The sequence below is a fragment of the Tenericutes bacterium MZ-XQ genome, from assembly GCA_002838205.1.
In the GTDB taxonomy this organism is placed as follows: Bacteria; Bacillota_I; Bacilli_A; order Acholeplasmatales; family Acholeplasmataceae; genus Mariniplasma.
In genome coordinates, this window is the sequence record CP017950.1 from 709,501 (window position 1) to 729,975 (window position 20,475).

The following is a 20,475-nucleotide window of genomic DNA, read 5'->3' on the forward strand; positions in this document are numbered from 1 at the left end:
CACTTTATTATTTATTAAACCCTTTACGCTTTTGCGCGCCCCATTGACCACTTTCCCTTAATGCCTTAAAACTACTGATTGCTCTATGGATACTAATGATCTGACGATATCCGAAATTCTCAAAAATAGCATAGAATAAGAGTTTATACATATCTTTTTGACTCATCATGAGCATTTCTTTTTCAGACATATAAAACGATGATAAAGAAATGACAACACCAAAAGCTATGGATGCAGTAAATATACCTAATAAAATAACTGAATTTAGAAGTCCTAAAACGATCGCTAAAGCTAACATAATATAGCCTTGTAACTCTAAGAACGGCCCTAAAAACTCAAATATGAAAAAGTATGGATATCCAATGAATCCAATCTGTTTATAGTCTTTATTAAAGGCAACGTTTCTATGATAAGACAAAATATCAATAAGACCTCTTTGCCATCTATTTCTTTGTTTTAGTAATGTTTTCATATCACTTGGAAGTTCTGTATAGCAATATGCATTATGAACATAACTGACAAGATAAGGTTTCTTCTCTTTTAATGCCTGCATGGTTAATCTGACCACAAGTTCCATATCTTCACCAACAGTGTCTTTTTTAAAAGATCCACTACTTGTTAAATAACCACCTGCTTTAATCAATGCTTGCTTATGAAACAAACCAAATGCACCAGAAATAATCATTAAGCTTTTGATTTCACTCCAGCCAATTCTGCCACTTGTGAATGCACGTAAATATTCAATTGTTTGAAAACGACATAGCATTTCTTTAGGAATTGATCTTTTTTCAACTTGTCCTTTATCAAAAGTAAATCCATTAGCTGGATAAATGTTTCCACCCACAGCAATCGTTTCTTTAGTGTCATCTAGCATCACTGAAGCTATTTTTAATAAAGCATCACCTTCTAAGATGCTATCAGCATCTATCCCACAGACATATGGCTTTTTACTGACGTTAATTCCTACGTTTAAAGCATCAGCTTTTCCGCCATTTTGCTTATCAACAACAACTAAGTTAGGAATATCTTTTGCCTGATAAACTCCTCTAATATCTTTGGTATTTATAGACTTCAAGAAAGAAGGATGCTTACGTTCAAGTTCGAAATGATCAATGAGCTTAACTAAAGTTTGGTCTTTAGAGCCATCATTTACTACAATAACTTCGTAATCAGGGTATTTCAGATTGAGTAAGCTTGTTACACTATCAATGATACTTAGTTCTTCGTTATATGCTGGCGCAATAATTGAAATACCTGGTAAAAGTTGATCAGTAAACAATACAGTAAATGGTTTTGTCTTTGCTAAATCGGTTTGTCTTTTTGAACCTGATAAAGCAAACAAAAATAAGATGATATAGACCATATTAATCAATCCAAAATAAAAGATCAAATATATGTTAGCATCTATCAAAAATGACTCTATGATTTCTTTTAATGACATATTAAAGATCTTTATATTGTATCTAGCTATAAAAATCATTGGGATAAGTAAATGAATCAGTAATAGCCATCTAATAATCCATCTAATCTTATCTTTTTCTTTAGGTGCTTTTTCTTTTGGAATCACTTCGAACTCTAGTTTTTGCATACCAAAAGCTGCGAGTACTCGAGGATTCAAATATGTTCTAAAAGATTTCGATAACTCCATATGTTGGATTAAAATCGGTTTGATCATTTGAACTAATATATTTTCAATTTCTAAATCTTGATTTAAGTTTAAAAAGTCAATGAGCGGTTCAATGATGTTTTGACTCATAATTTGTTTAATGATAGTAGTTAACAACGACTGATTCTTATTGATAAGTCGTAAGATGATATAATCTATTCTTTCAGCTAAAACATAAGCAATCTTTCTTTTTTGAAGCTCATTTAAATCATGGTATATTCTTAGAACATGCTCTAAATACGTTTTTTCGCTAAGCATCATTTTAGATAACGTCTTGATGCGCTGTTGATCTAAATCACTATCATCTAAATCATTTATTAACCGGCTGACACACGATAGTTGAGGCTTAAATGCTAAAGCAGATATCGCTGCTTTTTTAACAGAAATATCTTGATGGTTTAAAAAAGTTTCATCATAAAAAAGTGATGGTACATGTTTTAATAAGTTATTTAATAATATATCTTTAATTTTTTGGTTTCGATCACTTTGATAGGGATGACTTTTTATGATCCACTCGAGTTGTTCTTGCATATATGTGAGTAAAAAGTCATCAGCAAAAAACTGACCCATACGACTTAAAGCCAAAACAATATGGTATCTAAAATCTTTTTTATATCTAGGTAAGATATCATAAATTGCTCGTAAGTGATTGGATATAAGTGTACACATGCGCTCATGATAAATGTCATTCTTATAGATTAAGTCATTCATCAATACTTCAAACACTTCTTCTTTATTGAGTACAGAGAAATGTGGAATCATACTCAGCTTAATCGTCTCGTCTTTTTCAACCTTAAATCTCTCAAAAAGCATTTCTGTGATATGAACTTGTTTTAAGCGACCTAAATAAAAGACAGCTAATAATCTGTGATGTCTCTTATTAGATTTTAATCTTCTTATTTGTTTTTTTAGAAATTGATGATCTAAGAGATCTGCAATGATTAAATCTCTAACATTCTCTTCTAATTGGACTTGTTCATCAACATCGATGAGTGCTTTTAAGAAAAACGTCTTGGAGACTGGGAGTTTAACATCTTCATTATCGAAATATTTTTTAAAAATATAATTTCTAGCAAGGTTTGTTTTTTTAAGCTTTATTTTATGTCTATGTTTTTGTGTGGTAATCAAAATGATAAAACATAGACTTAATGCACCAAAAAAACCCAAGATCATATATATGATTGTTAATATCATAAAACCACCCTTTGGTTTCTAACACGTTTTACATATCCAATGAGTTCTTCAGGTATGATTGGTTTTCTTAAGACAAGATTCACATCAAGCAAATTACATCTCATAATCACATCTAAGTTTTTATGATGGCTCGTGATGACAAAAGGAATATCTTTAAAATGAATGGTATCATTGATTTTTTGTTTCAGTTGGAACCCATCTAGTTTTGACAAATTAATCTCAGATATTATGACATCAATCTGATGTTTCTCAAGAAGGTCTAATGCTTCGTAGATATCTTTTGCGACCAAAACTTTATACTGAATCCGATCAAATATTTTTACCATGAGATTTTGATAAGTCTCATCTTCATCAACCAATAAAATCATTCCATCAGTTTTTTGTTGATCATCATTCGTATCATCAATGATTTGATCATTACCACGTTGTTTCGCCTTTTCTAAGCGCATCAACGAAAGCTCAATCCATTGATTTACTTGCTCTATGGTTTCATATTTTTCATTGAGTTCTCCAACTTTTACAATACTCATAGATACTGTTATTGGTTCAACAAAAAGATCAGAGTCATGAATGGCTTGTCTAAGTTTAATGACAAATGACTTTAATTGGTCTTTTAAAACATGATGTTTATAGACAAAAATACCAGGTCCATTTTGCTTAAATGCAAGTGTATCTTCTGATTTGATTCTATTAATCAAATATGCTAAATTCCTTAAGGTTTCATCACCTTTTTCACTACCATATTGTCGATTAATGGAAACTAAATTATCAATATAGATAGTTATAAGTGCTCTTTCAAAGTTTGGTTCTAATGGATGATCGATATTGTTAATCAGATGTTGAATCATAAATCGTTGATTATATAAACCAGTAATTGGACATCTTAAAAGTTTCTCTGATGTTTCACTTATCTTACCTTCTAGTTTAGAGACTTTTTCTTCCAAGGATTCTTTTAAGGTGCTTAAACTTTCGATACGTTTTCTTTGTTCGAGCATTTTAGTTTTAAAAATAGTTGGCATGTGAATATTATAGAGTTTATGATATTTTTTTACAACAGGTTCCAAAACAATTAACCACTCTACACCTTTATGTTGGTAGATGAGCTCGAAAAAAGCATTCCATAATTTATAGCCCGTCAAGGTTGTTTGGTCAATTTCAAGATGTGGCAACATATCTAACTTAATTTCTGAGTCATCAAATATCGATAAAATATCTTCACGATGATAGTATTTTTCCAAAACTTTTAACATATGATTGCAAATAGATTCATAGTTATACGATACATTTTTATCATTGATCTTTGAGACAACTTGATTAGTATTATAAAAATCATATTTAATCACAGCATCTGTTATCTTTGCTTGTTCTTTTGAAAGGGGTTCACCAAGCCTTGGATATATGATATCTATATCATATTTTCTTAGTTTCTTAATGTTTTGTCTAACGAATTCTACACTCGGTAAAATAGACTCATGGAACTGATTGATTGCCAAGATCAATTGTTCAGTATTTTTCTTTTCTATAGGTGTTTGAGAAAACAAATGGCCTGAGAATAAGACTTTTTGGCTTTGATAATACGTTGAAAAACAATCAGGAAAAGGTAAAAATGGAGTAGGTATAAATAAAAGTTTTTCTTGTTCATTTAAGACGAGTTCAAAATGCAAATCTTCTATGGTCATAATTTCAGCATCAACTATATGATTTAAGTAAGGTGTCCCTATTTGATTTACAATGATTTTGCCTTTAAATCCATGCTTAATTAGATGATTGATTGATGTGATATTTAAAAGATCACTACTTTGGAGAATCAAAAAATCAAGTTTATTCAAAGTTATGTGCTTATTGAGCTCCTCAACAAGAACATTTACATGATAATCTGCACCTGGATCTAATAAAATATAATATTTTTCACCTGTGATTAAATAGGCGTGACGTTTAACCTCTTTTTCTATGACAATAGGAAATACTTTTTGTTCCATTAAATCACCTCAAATTGGTATTTTAGTGTATGTCGTATTTTCTTAATTATATCATGTATTGATTAAATAAAAAAGGACGCTATTTTAGAATTATAGGTCCTTTTTATGGATTACGATGCCTTAATATCGCTATATGCTTTCGCTAATTTAGCGCCTACTTTTGCATTGTTATATACTAAAGCTAAATTGGCTTCTAAGCTCTTCCCTTTGGTTTCTTCAACTATCTTTTTGAGTAGGTATGGTGTAACGTCTTTACCTTCAATATGGTCTATAACACTTTGTCTGATTGCATCATCAATGATCTTATTGATGTATGATGCATCTAATGAATCTTCTTCTGGAATTGGATTTGCAATCAAAACACCTGCTTTTAGTCCTAATTGATCTTTCGTGAAAATCATGTGTGCGAGTTCTTCTACTGTATCAACTTTATGATGAAGTTTAATGTCCGAAGTTCTTGTATAGAATGCTGGAAGTACATCAGTTTGATATCCCACAACACTCACACCTTTCGTTTCTAAATACTCCATCGTTCTTGGTAAATCAAGAATCGCTTTTGCTCCAGCACAGATCACATTCACATTGGTTTGTGATAGTTCCTCCAAGTCAGCTGAAACATCAAGGGTATCTTCATAACCTCTATGAACTCCACCTATACCACCAGTAACAAAGAATTTAATCCCTGCCATAGCTGCACAAATCATTGTTGAGGCAACTGTTGTAGCTCCTAATGACTTGCTTGAAACGATGGTTGCTAGATCTCTTCTTGAAACTTTTGCTACATGTTTAGCATTTGCTAGTGTTTCTAGGTCTTCATCTGTTAAACCAATTTTGATTTGCCCATCCATAATGGCGATAGTCGCTGGTATGGCACCATGATCTCTAACGATTTGTTCTACTTTTTTTGCCATTTCAACGTTTTGAGGATATGGCATACCGTGTGAGATAATTGTAGATTCTAATGCAACTACTGGTTTATGATTTTCTAATGCCTCTTTGACTTCTTGTTTCATACTTAAATACTTTTCATATGGTTTCATATTTTTTTAACTCCTTTTTAATTAAATTTATTGATAATTTTGGATTAACTGAATGATTTGATTGGATTGTTAAACTTGAATTGATTGCTCCAAATTTTACGCTTTCTTCAAATGTATGACTTGAAACTAATCCGTAAATGACTGCGCTGCTAAAGGCGTCACCAGCACCTGTAACATCAACAATTTGCTTTTCTTCTATAAGATATGCTTTTTGATGATATACCTCATCATGTGTTCCATAATAAGAGCCTTTCGTGCCTGCTGTAATCACCACTTTGTGAATCCCTTTATTTAAAAACAATTTGCATAACTTTATTGGATCATCTTCTTTTGTCTTAAAGTATGCTTGGGCTTCGTCAAGATTGCAAATAAGAAGTTCTAAACCTTCTAATACTTCAGGTAGATGTTTCATCTTTGGACCCGAAACACCAACGATAGCTAGTGGAATTTGTTCTGAAATACTTTGTTCAAGTAAAGCTTCTACTGCATCCATTGAAAGATTAAGATCTGCAACCATGAATGAACTTAAATTTAAATGCCTTTTATGCTCTAAGATCCAAGATCTATTCATGTATTGATTGATAGACATATCCGCAAAACCAACAGTCATATTGCCTTTCTGATCGATGATTGAATAATAACTACCCGTATGCTCGTGGTTTTTTTGATCCACAGCAAAAACTTCCATGAGTTTTTTTTGTTCTTGAATGAGATCATTTCCAGATGTATCATTTCCAACAATACTCATCAATGACACACGTTGATTAAGTCTTGCCAAATTTTCTGCAACATTTCTGATCACACCACCATATGATGTTTGTGAGAAAACTGGATTTGATGTGCCTAGTATAAGATCATCCTCAAGTTTAAGTGTACGATCGTAATTAGCTCCACCAATACATGTTATATATTTATCTTCTCTAAGCACATATGGTTTACCTAAAATATAACCTTTATCTTGCAAACCTGATATTAGATTTGCGATTGCAGGCCTAGATAAACCCAATAGATCTGCCAGCATTTTTTGACTGATATATGGGTCTTCTTTTAAAATCGATAATACCTTTTGCTCATTATCATTTAGTTTCATTTACAATCACCTCTAACAATTGTTCATTTTCAAACTTTTGTTTATATTTTTATTTTACACCTAAAGATTCCATTTGTAAAGTGAAAAAGAAAAAAAGAGAATTTCTCCTCTTAATCATAGTTCTTGTGCCTTTAAAACAAAGCTCTCAATTTCAGTTTTAGAAACAAACAAATGAATGATGCTTGCGCTTATATAAAACAATACCAATAGAGTTATATCGATAATCATTGCGAATCTAAATCCAAGTTCAGCGATTTGGAATAGAATAATCGGTAACTTTAATGAACTCCATACCATCAAGAAAAACAGAACATTACTGTATTTAGCACCTTTTCTTAACATCATGTACGCAATTGGAAAAGCTATCAAAGTTGGTCCTGCACTAAATGCACCTAATATAAATGATAATATCATACCTTTAGTCTTAGAGTTTTCACCCATATGTTCTACGATTGTTTCTTTAGGTACCCATACATCAAAAAGCCCTATAAGAATGAATATGGGTGGTACAATTAGAAGCATTGAAATGATTTGATCATAAGTATTCTCTAAAGCTCTATAGGTCATAGAAATATCTATTATCGTCATCACGATAAGCATGATGATAGAGATCATCAAAAACTTTTGTTTTTTAATCATTCTTTTCATCATACACCTACCAATAGGACAACTAGAATGACTAAAATTGCTCCAATAAAACTTACAAGATTTCTGTATATAGCTACTTTTTTGTTAAAAAGTTTACTTTCCATAGCAAAATAAACCAGTCCTACACTCATGAGTGTGACTAAAAATCCTGCAACTATCGGCACTGACGCACCTTGCTCAATTAAGTCAGAGCCTAGTGGATATGCAACAAATGGTGACATAAACGTAACACTTCCAAGAAGTAAACCTATGATATATCCAAACAAACCACTTTCTTCTCCCATCGTCCTACTAATAAAATCAGGAGTGATTAGTGTTAAGATGATCCCAATGAATAGAAATAACGGTAACAACACTGGCATGAGTTTTACAAATGTATTCTTAGCTTTAATCAGTGCTTTTTTAGTCTTTTGCTTATCTTTAATAAGTGAAACGATTAATAATAAAATGGCTAAACTGTATATAATGATTGTATCTATAGTCATCTTGTGTACCTCTTTTCTAAAATAGAATACACTAATCTTTTAAAAAAAGAAATGAAAAAGATAAAAAAAATGCATTTTTTAACAAAATGCATTATTGTGAAGCTACTTCCTTAAAACTGATTTGATGTTGTTCGAGAATCTTTATTATCCTACTTTCAAAAGACTCTTTAGCACCCCAATCAAATTTAAAAAGCCATCCAGTTCCACCACCTGAACCTACAGCTTCAATAGTCGTTTCAAAGTCATCTTCTTGATACATAACGATTGACAATGATGCTCGACTAGAGTTTCTAATAAAATACTTTTCAACAACTAAAAAGACTACTTCTTCACTAATTTGTCCTTGATGTACAATATTATAATCACTAAACTGCTCAACAATGACTCTTTTAAGTGTTTGTATATCTTTTTGAACCACTAATCTCATGTTATCCCCCTATTGATCTTAAAATTTATTAAACTTATTAGTCATATTATAGCATATCCATTTATGCAAAAAAAGGCTAAGCATATCGCTTAGCCTAATCTATCATTATTTTTCTTTCTTAACTTCTTTTTTTTCTGGTGCTTTTTCTTCTTTGACTTCTTCTTTTTCTACTTTTTTAGGATGAATATTATTCCCTAAATATTTAGGAAGTTCCATACCTGCCATCGCAAAAAGATCTTGCATTGGAGGAATCGCACGCATTAAGTTAGATGCAAAATTAGCAGTTTGTGTTGTACCATCTTTACCTTGGCCACCATCCCAAACAGTAATCTTATCAAATTTAAGATTCTTAATAGCTTCAACTTGAATACCAACTAATGTTTCAAGTTTATCTGCAATAAGTAGCTTAATTGCTGCATCAGAGTCATTGTTAGCTGCTTTAACTAATTGAGTGAAACCTTCAGCTTGTTTTTGAAGAATTTCAAACATACCGCGACCTTCAGCTTCCATCTTCGCATAAATCGCATCCGCTTCACCTTTTGCTTTTCTTCTTGTTTCTTCAGCAACCGCTTCTGCTTCAATAACTTTCTTTTGCTTTTCGATTTCTGATTTAACAATAATATCGGCTTCAAGTGATGCTTTTTCACGAGCAGCTCTCGCAAGTTCAGCTTCTTTTTCAGCAACATATGATTCTTCTAATGCTTTTGCAGACGCAATTTTTTCTGCTGCAGTTGCTCTTCTTAACGCTTCAGCTTCAATTTCACGACGTGTTGCATTTGACTTAGAGATTTCTCCTAAAGAGTTATTTTCCCCTTCAATTGCAAGTGCATCTGCAGTTGCAACTTGAATTCTTTGATCTCTTAAGGCTTCAGCTTCACCAATCGAACCATCACGATTCTTTTCTGCTACGCTCTTTTTCGCGTCATTGATTGCTTTCGCTGCTGCTTCTTTACCTAACGCTTCGATATATCCTGATTCATCATTGATATCGGTAACGTTAACGTTGATCAATCTTAAACCGATTTTCTTAAGTTCTGTTTCAACGTTGTCACTTACTGCTTCTAAGAACTTATCTCTGTTGGTATTGATTTCTTCAATATCCATTGTTGCAATCACTAGACGTAATTGACCAAAGATAATATCTTTAGCTAATTCTTGAATTTCACTTAACTGTAATCCTAATAAACGCTCTGCAGCATTCATCATTACACTTGGTTCAGTGGAAATCCCTACAGTAAATCTTGAAGGAACATCAATACGAATATTTTGTCTTGATAACGCCTTAGTTAAATCAACACTAATTGATAATGGAGTTAAATCAAGGTATTCATAAGCTTGAATAAATGGATAAACAAATTTCGCTCCCCCGTGAATACATGTTGCAGATCGGCTAGTACCATCAGTATTTTGTCCGACCTTCCCGTAAATAACCATAATCTTGTCTGATGGACATTTCTTAATTCTTGATACAATAAAGGCAATAACCATAAATACGATAACCAATATTGCAACAATTAAACCAAAAAGTCCACCTGCTGTCATTAAAATCATGTTCTATTCTCCTTTTTTTATTTTGTCTTTTTTACAAGTAATGTACTTTCATCTTCTAAAGCTGCTACAACAACTTTAGTATTTCTAATTAAATCTTCTTTTTCATCAGTTAAAGCATCTACTTCGACCATTTTACCTTGTTGATTTAATATAACTTTCCCGCGTCCTTTTCTCTCTGCAGGTACTCTAATATAAATCATTGCTGGTTTGCCAATTGCGCTTTGATAATCAAGATTACCAGACGATTCTAATTTCATCGCTTGTTTAAGTGCATATGCTAGTAAAAATGCAGCAATCACACCAGCAACTGCTCCAATGAGTGCTGCTAGCCACTCAGGCATAGCATCACTTAATAAGTAAGTTGTCCAACCTCCAATACTTAAAAAGGCTAAAACACCTCTAACACTTAAAATTTTTAAACCACCAATGCCACTGATTGGTTCATCGTTGATTGCATCGATATCAAAATCTACATCATCAACACCTTCAAAACTGTCAATTTCATCCATACCAATAAACATTAAAATGATTAAAACAATCATCACCACTGTAGCAACAACTGCAATCACGAAAAATGTTTGTTGAAATGCTGTCATATCTCCCCACATATAAAACACCTCGCATTCTTATATCTTATATCAATTATACACCATGTAAGTCTATATTTTCAATTGAATCAAATAAATAACATATTTTTGGATAATCTTTACTTAAAGCGATTTTCTATCTAAATAATCACTGAATAGTCTAATGCATTCTTTTTATTTCATAATTACTTTAAAAACTTATAGTCATTGATCACAAACATAACAATACCTATTATGATGAACATAGACAACAATGAAGCGTTATAGATATTCATTTGCTTGTCCAAATAATAACCATTTTGACTTAGATGCTTCATAAAAATACCAAAATAGGCCCAAATGTATACTAAAAAATACGGGAAATTCTTAGTGATTACCAATGATGCTACACCAATAAGGAGTCCAACACATGTTATACTAATATACCAAAAAGCCTCATGGTTTGTAAATATCGGTACTTGTAATTTCACAATGGTAATTGTGATATTTGCAATAAGCGCTATACTAATCCAACCAGCATATATACTAAACGTTGTTTTCGTTAAGACACTTAGATTCGGTAAGAAAAACGCAATCCAAATTAAAGAGATAAACAGTAAAATCATGACCACAGTTGATAAAACCATATAGTCATAGTGCCACGCTAAAAGCCATAATGCATTAAAGATGGTTGTAGCAAAAAACAAATACACGAATTTTTCTTGGTATTGATTAAAAAAATCTGATTGCGGTGTGATGATAAATCTTATCATGACAATCGAAAGTAATATATATATAACGCCCCAAATTGAAAAAGTAAATCCTGAAGGCGTGAAATACGAAGGATAAAGGTCTGAAATCTCACCTGTATTTCTATTGTTTAGTGGTAATGCGTTTGCTAAGTAATTCATCACAAGCATACATACAAAACCCAATCCTAAAATACTTTTTAATATAACTACTTTCATGAAACCACCTTCTTTTCTTTATTACTCTCATTTTATATGATTTATCTGTAAATAAAAAGGCTATCACATCAATTTAAAAAAAGAACGCACATATCAAAATGTGTGTTCTTGTTATTGATGCTCAATTAAAAGCTCTTTTAAATGTTTAAATAATATCGTTTGATTTGTATAGAAATCCAAATATTTTTGGTCTCTTTTCAATAATGCTTGCTCATTTGTTTTTATGACATCATCGATATCAATATATGCATATTTTAAACCTAATGCTTGCTCATATTCTATTAGATTTTGAACGCCCCATCTTTTAATATTTACTAAATATAAGTGATGTGTTGGTATAAAATTTAGATCTTCATCAGGTTTTTTCCTAATTGACGTCATTTTCCCAAGATATTTAACGATTTCTAAATCATCTGCTCCAACTTCCTCAAACATTTCTCTTTTTAATGCTTCTTCCATTGTTTCATTTGACTCGATACCACCACCAGGGGTACCATAAATCAATTCATCTTTAGGATAAACAACTAAGATTTTTCTATCTTGTATTGATATCCCTCTTACCACTTCTCTTTTGACAGCTTTATCCTCTAAGTCAAGTTTTTTATCGATGATATCAAAATCTATAGTAAACTCTGACTTATTTTTAATGATTTGAACTTGATTACTATATTTCATGTTTTTATCCTTTTCTCTTTCTTTTAATTATTTGAGCTGGTTTGTTACATCTTCTCTTTTATCGTTGATGTAAGATTCAACATTTCTTAATCCAAAAGACTGATTGTGAAGTGCATGATCAAAAGTCCCTTCAAAAACTTGTTTAACCAAATGATATCTAGTAATAAAATAATTTGTCGTAAAATATGTATCATTAAGAATTTCATTTAAAATTTGATCATATAAAGCTTTATATGCACCGTTTTCCAATATTCTATCAACTAGTGGGTGCTTATAATCAAAACCTGTTAAAGCATCGTTTAAATCAAACCAATCATATATATCAACGCCAATCGAGTAATTTGGATAAACACTGCTTTGCCACCAACCTTGACCTAGACCATGATCAAAATCGTAAGGTATCATCATCCATCTTAAATTTTCACTATTTTGATACATAAAATAGTTGTTACCCATTGCTCTATAATCATCAGGATTTCCAATAAAAACGTTAACTGCAAGTAACCTTAAAAACATTTCTACTTCAAAATACTGATTCAAGTAAGTTTCTAGTTCTTGATCGCTTAAAAAATTCAATTGATCTATAAAATCTAAAAGAGCACTATGATCTGATGTGTCTTTGTTTGTTTTCAAATCATATGCTGGCATATAATTTGAACGAACATCTCTAATACCTATTGCATCAGGATTCGTTATAGGTTCAAGGGTAGCGGGTCCATAGTGTTGCCACAAAGATTTATATAAGTCGCCATCACTTTCCGCTTTAGAAAATCTTCTTTCAATAAACTCATCATCAATAGGCTCAAAGGCTGTATACAACCCCATCAATGTTTCATCTCCATCAATGCTAAGACTTAAAAGCACAAAAGACGTTTTAGAAGCATGCACACCAAACTGGTTAAACATATCAAGAGCATAAGATTCAGTGATATAAGTCTCATCATCGTTTCGATTCCATTTCAAGTCAAGCTCTTTAAGTTCAAAACCTCTTCTACCAGAATTTTCAGGATGAAGTCCTGAAAATTGTTCTCTAAAATTGATTTTGAAACTATTCATATTAATATTGCCTGATTCATCCATAAGTGGTTGTAAAGATAGGTTGCCTCTTGTTCTAAAGCCAATATTGTCAATTTCAATCTTACCCTGATCATCTTCATAAATCATATCAGCATGAACATATTGATCAGTTTTTAGATTGCCAAACTGTGACTGATGATCCAATAGAGATTGAGCTAAAGACTCCCAGTTCTCTTCTGTTAGATTAATTGTAATTTTTCTATAAGTAATCGATTCGAAAAGGCGATCAAATGTACCTAATGATTCATCAATGATTGGACCTTCAGGATCTTTTGGATCGGGTACAAACTCAAAATTAACTTCATCACAGGATGAAAGTGCGATGATGAAACCGAATATTATGATAATTAAAGCGATTTTCTTCATATACCTCACCATCACTTTTTAAAGTTCTCTTACAAATTTGATTTCGATACCAAGGACACCATGAATGATTTGCTGTTCTTTTGAATAGTACTTTAACATATCATCAGGACTTGCATCTCTTATATTTGATTTATCATATCCACATTGATCTAATGGTAAATTATCATATAATGCTTCAAATGTATGATATTGATAAAGATTCATTACGATAACTTCCATTTTATTTGTATGATTTGATGTATGTGTAAATTCAATCATATCTCCAATACGTATGAAAGATCTTTTCTCATCGTTTAAACGCAACTCAATGGTTTTATCACCATTTTTGATCATTTCATAAGGTTCTGGAGTTAAACTCATATAGTGTCTCATAATTCACCCATACATCTAAAGCAACTCATTGCTTAGACATTTTGCCTTTCATCATTTGCTTAATATATATTAGTTTATCACAAAAACCAATCAAATATACAGTACATCTAAACATGAAACAAATAAAAGAGTTGAAGTTTGATTTTCAACTCTTCTTAATATTTATTTTTCTTGTTTGCTGGCAATGATATCGTCAATAATCTTTGATATCTCTTCAATAACTTCAAGCAAAACTCCATCAGTTGATAAATCAACATTTACCATTTTTGCTAGATCAAGAGGGGCTTTTGTGCCTCCGGCTTTTAAAACAGCAATCCAGTCTTCCGGTTTAATCGTATGTTGCTCAATCATTTTAGATACTTTAGTACCTAATGTAAGACCAGCAGAATATGTATATGGATAAAGTCCCATAAAATAATGTGGTTGTCTCATCCACGTTAGACCTGCCCACTCTGGAATCGTAACAGCATCTCCCCAAAACTTACGCAATATGTTAAGTTTAATATGATTTAATATATTTGCTGAAAGTGGTTCTTTTCGATCAACTTTCAAATAAACTTCTCTTTGGAAAGCTGCCTCTAATAAATGGGTCACAAAGTTATGATAATATGTTCTTGATATCATCACAGATTTAATCCAAGTTTTCTCTCTTTCTGATTGAGCATTTTCAATCAGATGATTTGCCATTAATAACTCATTGGTTGTTGATGGTGCCTCAACAAAGTACATAGATGGTCTGGTATTTAATATGCTTTGATGACTGTTTGCATACTGGAAGTGACCAGCATGACCAATTTCATGTGCTAAAACCATGACTTCATCCATTTGACCGTTCCAATTAATTAATATATATGAGGATGCACCATAAGGTGATGAACAAAATCCGCCTGTTGATTTTCCTTGATTTTGAGGAAAATCAATCCATCTTTCATCAAACGCTTTTTTAACGATTTGATTATACTCTTCGCCTAAAACTGATAAACCTTCTATGAGCAATTTTTTTGATTGTTCAATCGTTACTTTAGGTTCAAATGTTGGGTCTACAGCAATTTTTAAATCAGCATAAGTCATTTGATCTAATCCATGAATTTTTTGAAGACATTTCGCATATCTTCTCATGGCTGGTGCTAATTTCTCCATAATCAAATCAATTTGACGGTCCATAAAATCCTTGGTTACTTTTTGGTCATGTAGCAAATAATCGAAGACACTTGAATAACCTCTAAGTTCAGACATTATTTTTTCTCTTTGTACGTGTGCTTGATAATTACTTGCAAACCCATGTTGGTACTCGGCTAGTTTTTGATAAAAAGTCTCATATGCTTTTCTTCTAACATTTGTGTTTTCTTCATATTCATATTCATTTTCAAAAAGTGTGAATGAATTTGGATAAGTGACCTGATCTACTATAAAATCAGAAAATTTCATATCTGCTAATTTAAATCTACTATAGTTTGTATATGATGCGTTTAAAACTGGTGATAATGCCACAAGTGCTTTTTCTACATCAGGTAGTAGTGCATATTTTTTATCCTCCATTAAATCTGATAAAAAATACTTGTGATCTTCGTTTAGTTTTATAACATCTAACAAAAGTTCATTACTTGCTTGTTTTAGTTCATTCATAAAAAAAGAAAGTTTTCTTGAAATCGCCTGGAATCTTAGCATCGCTTTCCCTTGGCGCATTTGATTTTCTTCTAAAATTGAATCTGTACTCATTTGTAGTGATGCATACGCATTAATTCTAGATACTTGAGCTTGTATGCTTTGATACTTGATGAGTGCTTCATTAATCATTTCTTTTGTCTTTAATTGTTGTTCAAAATATTCACAAAATTGATGAACTTCTTTTTCTAAAAAGTCAAATGCTTTTAAAAAATCCTCTTCTTGTTTGAATAGGTTTTTCATATCCCATGTGTAATTAACGTCAAGTTCATGACGTTTTGGTAACTGTTTCTTCATTTCAATCACTCCTTTAACTTATTATAACATAGCTCCTGATGATCTTTTTCAATGATTATTTAACAACAAAAATTGACCCCACTTTTTCATAGCCAAGTTTTTTATAATATGCATCAACATCACTCATAACATAAACCGTTTGACTAGGATAATCTTTTGAAACTTTTTCTATTAGTTTTCGACCCAACTGCTTACCTCGGTGGCTTTTTCTTACAAGTAAGTCGTATATATAGATTCCAAATCCGCCATCATCCTTACAGCGAACGTAACCACATAACTCGTTATTCTTTAAAGCGATATAGACGATACTTGATGCGATTGCTTTCCTATATTTTTTGCGCCCATTTGGACTATGATAATCCATCCATTCATCACCTTCATCAACGAGTAAATCAAATAATAAGGATTCATCATTTTTTGTATATTTTCTGATTTCCATAATCATTTCACCTCATTCATTAAACATACTGAACTTTCATATTTTTTTTCGACCCTCAATATGTCATAAACTATATGCTTATAGATGAATTGCAATCTCGGTCATAATCTTGTTTATTTTCTCTTTAATTGATGCTCTTGTATCAAGAAAATTAGACCAGCCTTCTTGTTTTACAATATCTGAAAAATATAAGACTTGAGAAAAAGGCACATTCCTATACTTACAAACTGCTGCAATTGAAGCACATTCCATTTCAACTGCGATTGCGCCTTGTTCTTTACGCAATCCCATTCTTGATTTTGTTTCTCTATAAAACGCATCAGTTGTCCAAGTAATCCCTTGATCGCAATTAAGGTGGTGGCGTTTTAAAGCAGCTTCAATTAAACGATTTTGATTTTGGTCAGTTTCAACATACAAACTTGGTTCTAAATAATGATAACTTAAACCTTCATCTCGAATTGCTTTTGTAACAATTAAAAAATTCTCTTTAGGGAAATCCCCAATAAGTCCACTACTACCACATGCTAATATCTTTTTAATCCCAAATGCTAAAAGCTCCTCAATTAAACCGCCAGTGGCAGGACCTCCAAGTGGCGCATATGCTACAACGATTTTATCATCATAAACATATTGGGATAAAATGCTAGACGCTGTAACAAACTTGTATAACTCTTTTGATTTGTCTAGGATTTCTTGTGAGGGTCTAGGATCAAATAAAACTAGAGCGGTTGTAATATGAGGTGGTAGCTTCTCTATATTTCTCGATGAAAACATTTTTTCTGCTGATATCAGTCCTTCTTCGTTTAATCCTATATGATCTATGATTGGAATATTTTTCTTCATAAGTATGTCTCCTAATGTTCAATTTATCTTTCAGATGCTAATTTAAATATCATCTTGTTCTTCAAGCAAACTATATAGTTTCGTAAGAGTTTTTAATAGTTCTTCTTTTTTTTCGTAATGGCTTAATAACTTCACATTATCAAAAGCATCCGCATTCATCTTTATATCAATTTCATTTACTTGATTTTCAATCTCTTCAATCTCACTGATAATATCTCTATGCTCTATAGGTTTTTGTTTTACTCTAACTGCTGTTTTTTTATCTTTCTTTTTTTGCTTTTCTTCTTGTTCTTTTTGTTTCATAAGTTTGTAATAGCTAAAATCACCTTCATAATATTTAATCTTATAGTTTTGGATCTCACCTATTCTAGTAGCAATTTTATTAATAAAGTATCGGTCATGAGAGATAAATAATAATGTGCCTTGATAATCCATGAGCATTTCTTCTAATGTTTCTCTTGAATCAATATCCAAATGATTCGTTGGTTCATCCAAAATCATCAAATTGACTTCATCATATGTCAGTGAACAAAGCATAAGCTTACTTTTTTCTCCACCACTTAACATATCAATTTGCTTAAAGACATCATCCTTAACAAATAATGCCTTGGCAAGCTCTCTTCTTGCTACTGCTTGATTTACATGATGTTTATCCATAAAAAAATCAATAATCGTTTGCTTTTCGTTATCAAAAATAACTTCTTGTGGTAAATAGCCAATCTTAATGTTACTACCCCACTTAAACATAGGGTCTTCTTTATGATAATCATTAAGTAACATATTTAGTAATGTCGTTTTTCCACTGCCATTAGGACCCAATATGGCAAGATGATCTTGATATATCACATCCACATGTGCGTTTTTAAATATCACTAAATCATCAAATTGTTTCTTTATATTTTTGGCTTCTAAAACACGTTTTCCACTTCGCATCACTTTTCCATGATCAAGCTTCATTTTTTGATGCTCTTTCACTGGTTTATCTAAAGGTTCTATTTTACTTAATCTTTTCTCTAACTCTTTAGCTCTTTTAAACATTTTATCTGAATCTCGCATTTCTCCCCATATGCGATATCTTTTGATTTGCTCTTCCATTCGCTTCGTTTGTTTTTCCAAGGCTAAATAAGCTTTTAATTCTAACAGAAAACGTCTTTCTCTTTCGATTACATAATAACTATAATTACCGTGATAGACAATTGCGCGATTTATGGATAGTTCAACAATTTTTTGACAAACATTGTCAAGGAAATATCGGTCATGCGAAACAATAATAACACTACCTTGATATTCTTTTAAATAGTTTTCAAGCCATTCAATAGATTCTAAATCAAGGTGATTACTTGGTTCATCTAATAGTAGAAGGCTAGGATTTTCTAATAAAATCTTCGCAAGCATCACTCTTGTTTTTTCTCCACCAGATAATACAGAAAATGATAGTTTTCTCATGTCGTTAGATATTTTTAATCCTGTACAAACTTTGTTTATGGTTGTTTCTACTAGATATCCATCTTTTTGTTCGAAGTCGTGGATTAAATCGCTATATGTATCTAATAATCGCTCTAAAGTTTTCCCAGTTTTATTTTGAAGTTGTTTAGCGATATCATCTATTTCTTTTTTTAAGTCCATAATATCTTTTTTTGCTTCTAGTAAAATGTCTTCTACAATAATGCCATCCTCTAGATCAGGAATTTGATCTAAATATCCAACATGTGTTCCTTTTTTAAAAGTAACTTCACCTTCTGCAATATTTTCTTGCTTATTAAGAATCTTTAAGAGTGTTGTTTTTCCACAGCCATTTGGTCCAATAAGTCCAATGCGTTCACCGCTTTGGACTGAAAAAGAAATATTTTCAAAAATAAGGTTTGCACCATAAGATTTTTTTATGTTATTAATATTGCATTCAATCATGTTGCTCACCTCTTTTCTATCTTTTTTAGAACTGTTTTTATCTACTTTGTATAGTGTTATTTCGTTTTTTATTACTCATATTATTTTATCATTTATTACCATATATGTAAATGTTCTAAACAAGGCATATTTGGCTGATTCTAAATTGCAATAAAGCGAGCATTTTTAATTAAGGAAAATTTTTCATAAGATTCATTAAAATGATTAAAACACCTCCATATAAATTGTAATATGGAAGTGTTTTGTTTCTCAGATATAAATTAATAAGTAAGTCCAATAAACAACTATACCCAATCACTTAAGGATTGGTTTTTATATTTGACATCTTGTAAAATCATTAGTTTTGTGCACGATTTGAAATGCTCTATGTTTTCAGTTTAACCTACAATGGCATACCAAAATCACTGACCCAAATATATGCATTAACATTCTTTTTGAAGTCGAATCCTAGTTTTTGTGCTAAGCGTTTTGATGATTCTTTTTTAGACCAACAACTCCAATTTGGGGTTAACTGATGATCTAGCAAATACTTGATTAGACACAATGACACCTCAAAAGCCATGTTATTGCCTCGAAAGTTCTCATCAGTAAAAACATCAATTTCAACCTGTTTATCGCCTATCATGAATCCTTTACAGTAAGATATGACTTGATCATCTTTTTTAATAACTGCAGTTTTGAAACTAATTTTTGAACCATTGGTTTGCTCATCAATCAGTTCAACATGATAGCGAAACTGATGTTGATTAAACTGATTTAAAAACTTTTCTTTATCAAGTTCAAAGATGCTTCTTTGATCAATAACACCGTTTAATTTATGAAAGACTTTTGTTAAAGTAGGTTTCCATTTTTCTGTAGGTGCAAATAAGATAAACTCATTCTTTTGTTTATTTATAATATATTCTTTTATACCTTGATATATTTCTAGATGATGTTCGCTAGATTGTCCTTGAATGAAATGAAAGTCAAATATTGTACACAGGATACTACATTGCTCTTTACATTTTATCAAATCATAATTATATTGTCCTTCTAGAGCTGAATAAATGATAGCTCTGTTATGGTCATACTCCAGAAATTTATTTTTGTGATTCATGTTTTTTCTCCTTAATCTCTTCTTTACTACTAAATCTGTTTTTGTGCTAATAGTTCATATTTTCATAAGTCATAAAACAACAACTGTTTATTACAATTATACAATAAAAACAGCAAAATTGTT

The 20,475-nt window shown here is 31.4% G+C and carries 18 protein-coding genes; all 18 read right to left on the minus strand.

The genetic code is table 11. From position 1 onward, the window contains the following. Positions 1–7: 7 nt before the first annotated feature. Positions 8–1,441: a hypothetical protein gene (locus BK011_03545; protein AUD66135.1), complete on the minus strand. Its 1,434-nt coding sequence runs from the start codon at positions 1,439–1,441 to the stop codon at positions 8–10. A 1,415-nt stretch (positions 1,442–2,856) separates the two neighbouring features. Beyond that, complete coding sequence (locus BK011_03550) at positions 2,857–4,839, minus strand: hypothetical protein (protein AUD64796.1); 1,983 nt, start codon at positions 4,837–4,839, stop codon at positions 2,857–2,859. Between the two features lie 110 nt (positions 4,840–4,949). Next, positions 4,950–5,879 carry a pseudouridine-5-phosphate glycosidase gene (locus BK011_03555; protein AUD64797.1) on the minus strand — a complete coding sequence of 310 codons (930 nt, stop codon included), beginning with the start codon at positions 5,877–5,879 and terminating at the stop codon, positions 4,950–4,952. Beyond that, positions 5,866–6,969, minus strand: a complete 1,104-nt coding sequence (locus tag BK011_03560) for a hypothetical protein (GenBank protein AUD64798.1) — start codon at positions 6,967–6,969, stop codon at positions 5,866–5,868. The genes BK011_03555 and BK011_03560 overlap by 14 nt, the downstream gene beginning before the upstream one ends. A gap of 114 nt (positions 6,970–7,083) precedes the next feature. Next, positions 7,084–7,617: a hypothetical protein gene (locus BK011_03565; protein AUD64799.1), complete on the minus strand. Its 534-nt coding sequence runs from the start codon at positions 7,615–7,617 to the stop codon at positions 7,084–7,086. Further along, entirely contained in the window at positions 7,617–8,102 is a 486-nt protein-coding gene (locus BK011_03570) for a hypothetical protein (GenBank protein ID AUD64800.1), read from the minus strand. The genes BK011_03565 and BK011_03570 overlap by 1 nt, the downstream gene beginning before the upstream one ends. Positions 8,103–8,193: 91 nt before the next feature. Beyond that, positions 8,194–8,529, minus strand: coding sequence for a hypothetical protein (locus BK011_03575; GenBank protein ID AUD64801.1), 336 nt, complete (start codon positions 8,527–8,529; stop codon positions 8,194–8,196). Between the two features lie 105 nt (positions 8,530–8,634). Then, positions 8,635–10,071 carry a flotillin gene (locus BK011_03580; protein ID AUD66136.1) on the minus strand — a complete coding sequence of 479 codons (1,437 nt, stop codon included), beginning with the start codon at positions 10,069–10,071 and terminating at the stop codon, positions 8,635–8,637. Positions 10,072–10,097: 26 nt separating this feature from the next. Beyond that, positions 10,098–10,688 carry a hypothetical protein gene (locus tag BK011_03585; protein ID AUD64802.1) on the minus strand — a complete coding sequence of 197 codons (591 nt, stop codon included), beginning with the start codon at positions 10,686–10,688 and terminating at the stop codon, positions 10,098–10,100. 164 nt (positions 10,689–10,852) lie between these two features. Further along, on the minus strand, positions 10,853–11,614 hold the full coding sequence (locus BK011_03590; GenBank protein ID AUD64803.1) for a hypothetical protein: 762 nt from the start codon (positions 11,612–11,614) through the stop codon (positions 10,853–10,855). A gap of 111 nt (positions 11,615–11,725) precedes the next feature. Next, entirely contained in the window at positions 11,726–12,289 is a 564-nt protein-coding gene (locus BK011_03595) for a hypothetical protein (protein AUD64804.1), read from the minus strand. Positions 12,290–12,316: 27 nt separating this feature from the next. Further along, entirely contained in the window at positions 12,317–13,732 is a 1,416-nt protein-coding gene (locus BK011_03600) for a hypothetical protein (protein AUD64805.1), read from the minus strand. A gap of 18 nt (positions 13,733–13,750) precedes the next feature. Beyond that, a complete protein-coding gene (locus tag BK011_03605; GenBank protein ID AUD64806.1) occupies positions 13,751–14,104 on the minus strand; it encodes a hypothetical protein in 354 nt (117 codons plus the stop codon). Positions 14,105–14,266: 162 nt separating this feature from the next. Next, positions 14,267–16,066 (minus strand): oligoendopeptidase F, encoded by a 1,800-nt coding sequence (locus tag BK011_03610; GenBank protein AUD64807.1) that lies wholly within the window; start codon positions 16,064–16,066, stop codon positions 14,267–14,269. 55 nt (positions 16,067–16,121) lie between these two features. Then, positions 16,122–16,505 carry a GNAT family N-acetyltransferase gene (locus BK011_03615; GenBank protein ID AUD64808.1) on the minus strand — a complete coding sequence of 128 codons (384 nt, stop codon included), beginning with the start codon at positions 16,503–16,505 and terminating at the stop codon, positions 16,122–16,124. Positions 16,506–16,583: 78 nt separating this feature from the next. Further along, complete coding sequence (locus BK011_03620) at positions 16,584–17,348, minus strand: hypothetical protein (GenBank protein AUD64809.1); 765 nt, start codon at positions 17,346–17,348, stop codon at positions 16,584–16,586. Positions 17,349–17,390: 42 nt separating this feature from the next. Further along, positions 17,391–19,256: a hypothetical protein gene (locus BK011_03625; protein ID AUD64810.1), complete on the minus strand. Its 1,866-nt coding sequence runs from the start codon at positions 19,254–19,256 to the stop codon at positions 17,391–17,393. A 382-nt stretch (positions 19,257–19,638) separates the two neighbouring features. Next, positions 19,639–20,352 carry a hypothetical protein gene (locus BK011_03630; GenBank protein ID AUD64811.1) on the minus strand — a complete coding sequence of 238 codons (714 nt, stop codon included), beginning with the start codon at positions 20,350–20,352 and terminating at the stop codon, positions 19,639–19,641. Positions 20,353–20,475: the final 123 nt, after the last annotated feature.

Bases quoted from the DNA above. Each gene is read 5' to 3' on its own strand.
- BK011_03605 (AUD64806.1), bottom strand. From the start codon at position 14,104: ATGAGACACTATATGAGTTTAACTCCAGAACCTTATGAAATGATCAAA.
- BK011_03585 (AUD64802.1), bottom strand. From the start codon at position 10,688: ATGTGGGGAGATATGACAGCATTTCAACAAACATTTTTCGTGATTGCA.
- BK011_03580 (AUD66136.1), bottom strand. From the start codon at position 10,071: ATGACAGCAGGTGGACTTTTTGGTTTAATTGTTGCAATATTGGTTATC.
- BK011_03575 (AUD64801.1), bottom strand. From the start codon at position 8,529: ATGAGATTAGTGGTTCAAAAAGATATACAAACACTTAAAAGAGTCATT.
- BK011_03600 (AUD64805.1), bottom strand. From the start codon at position 13,732: ATGAAGAAAATCGCTTTAATTATCATAATATTCGGTTTCATCATCGCA.
- BK011_03615 (AUD64808.1), bottom strand. From the start codon at position 16,505: ATGGAAATCAGAAAATATACAAAAAATGATGAATCCTTATTATTTGAT.
- BK011_03595 (AUD64804.1), bottom strand. From the start codon at position 12,289: ATGAAATATAGTAATCAAGTTCAAATCATTAAAAATAAGTCAGAGTTT.
- BK011_03545 (AUD66135.1), bottom strand. From the start codon at position 1,441: ATGTCATTAAAAGAAATCATAGAGTCATTTTTGATAGATGCTAACATA.
- BK011_03620 (AUD64809.1), bottom strand. From the start codon at position 17,348: ATGAAGAAAAATATTCCAATCATAGATCATATAGGATTAAACGAAGAA.
- BK011_03590 (AUD64803.1), bottom strand. From the start codon at position 11,614: ATGAAAGTAGTTATATTAAAAAGTATTTTAGGATTGGGTTTTGTATGT.
- BK011_03565 (AUD64799.1), bottom strand. From the start codon at position 7,617: ATGAAAAGAATGATTAAAAAACAAAAGTTTTTGATGATCTCTATCATC.
- BK011_03570 (AUD64800.1), bottom strand. From the start codon at position 8,102: ATGACTATAGATACAATCATTATATACAGTTTAGCCATTTTATTATTA.
- BK011_03625 (AUD64810.1), bottom strand. From the start codon at position 19,256: ATGATTGAATGCAATATTAATAACATAAAAAAATCTTATGGTGCAAAC.
- BK011_03550 (AUD64796.1), bottom strand. From the start codon at position 4,839: ATGGAACAAAAAGTATTTCCTATTGTCATAGAAAAAGAGGTTAAACGT.
- BK011_03560 (AUD64798.1), bottom strand. From the start codon at position 6,969: ATGAAACTAAATGATAATGAGCAAAAGGTATTATCGATTTTAAAAGAA.
- BK011_03610 (AUD64807.1), bottom strand. From the start codon at position 16,066: ATGAAGAAACAGTTACCAAAACGTCATGAACTTGACGTTAATTACACA.
- BK011_03555 (AUD64797.1), bottom strand. From the start codon at position 5,879: ATGAAACCATATGAAAAGTATTTAAGTATGAAACAAGAAGTCAAAGAG.
- BK011_03630 (AUD64811.1), bottom strand. From the start codon at position 20,352: ATGAATCACAAAAATAAATTTCTGGAGTATGACCATAACAGAGCTATC.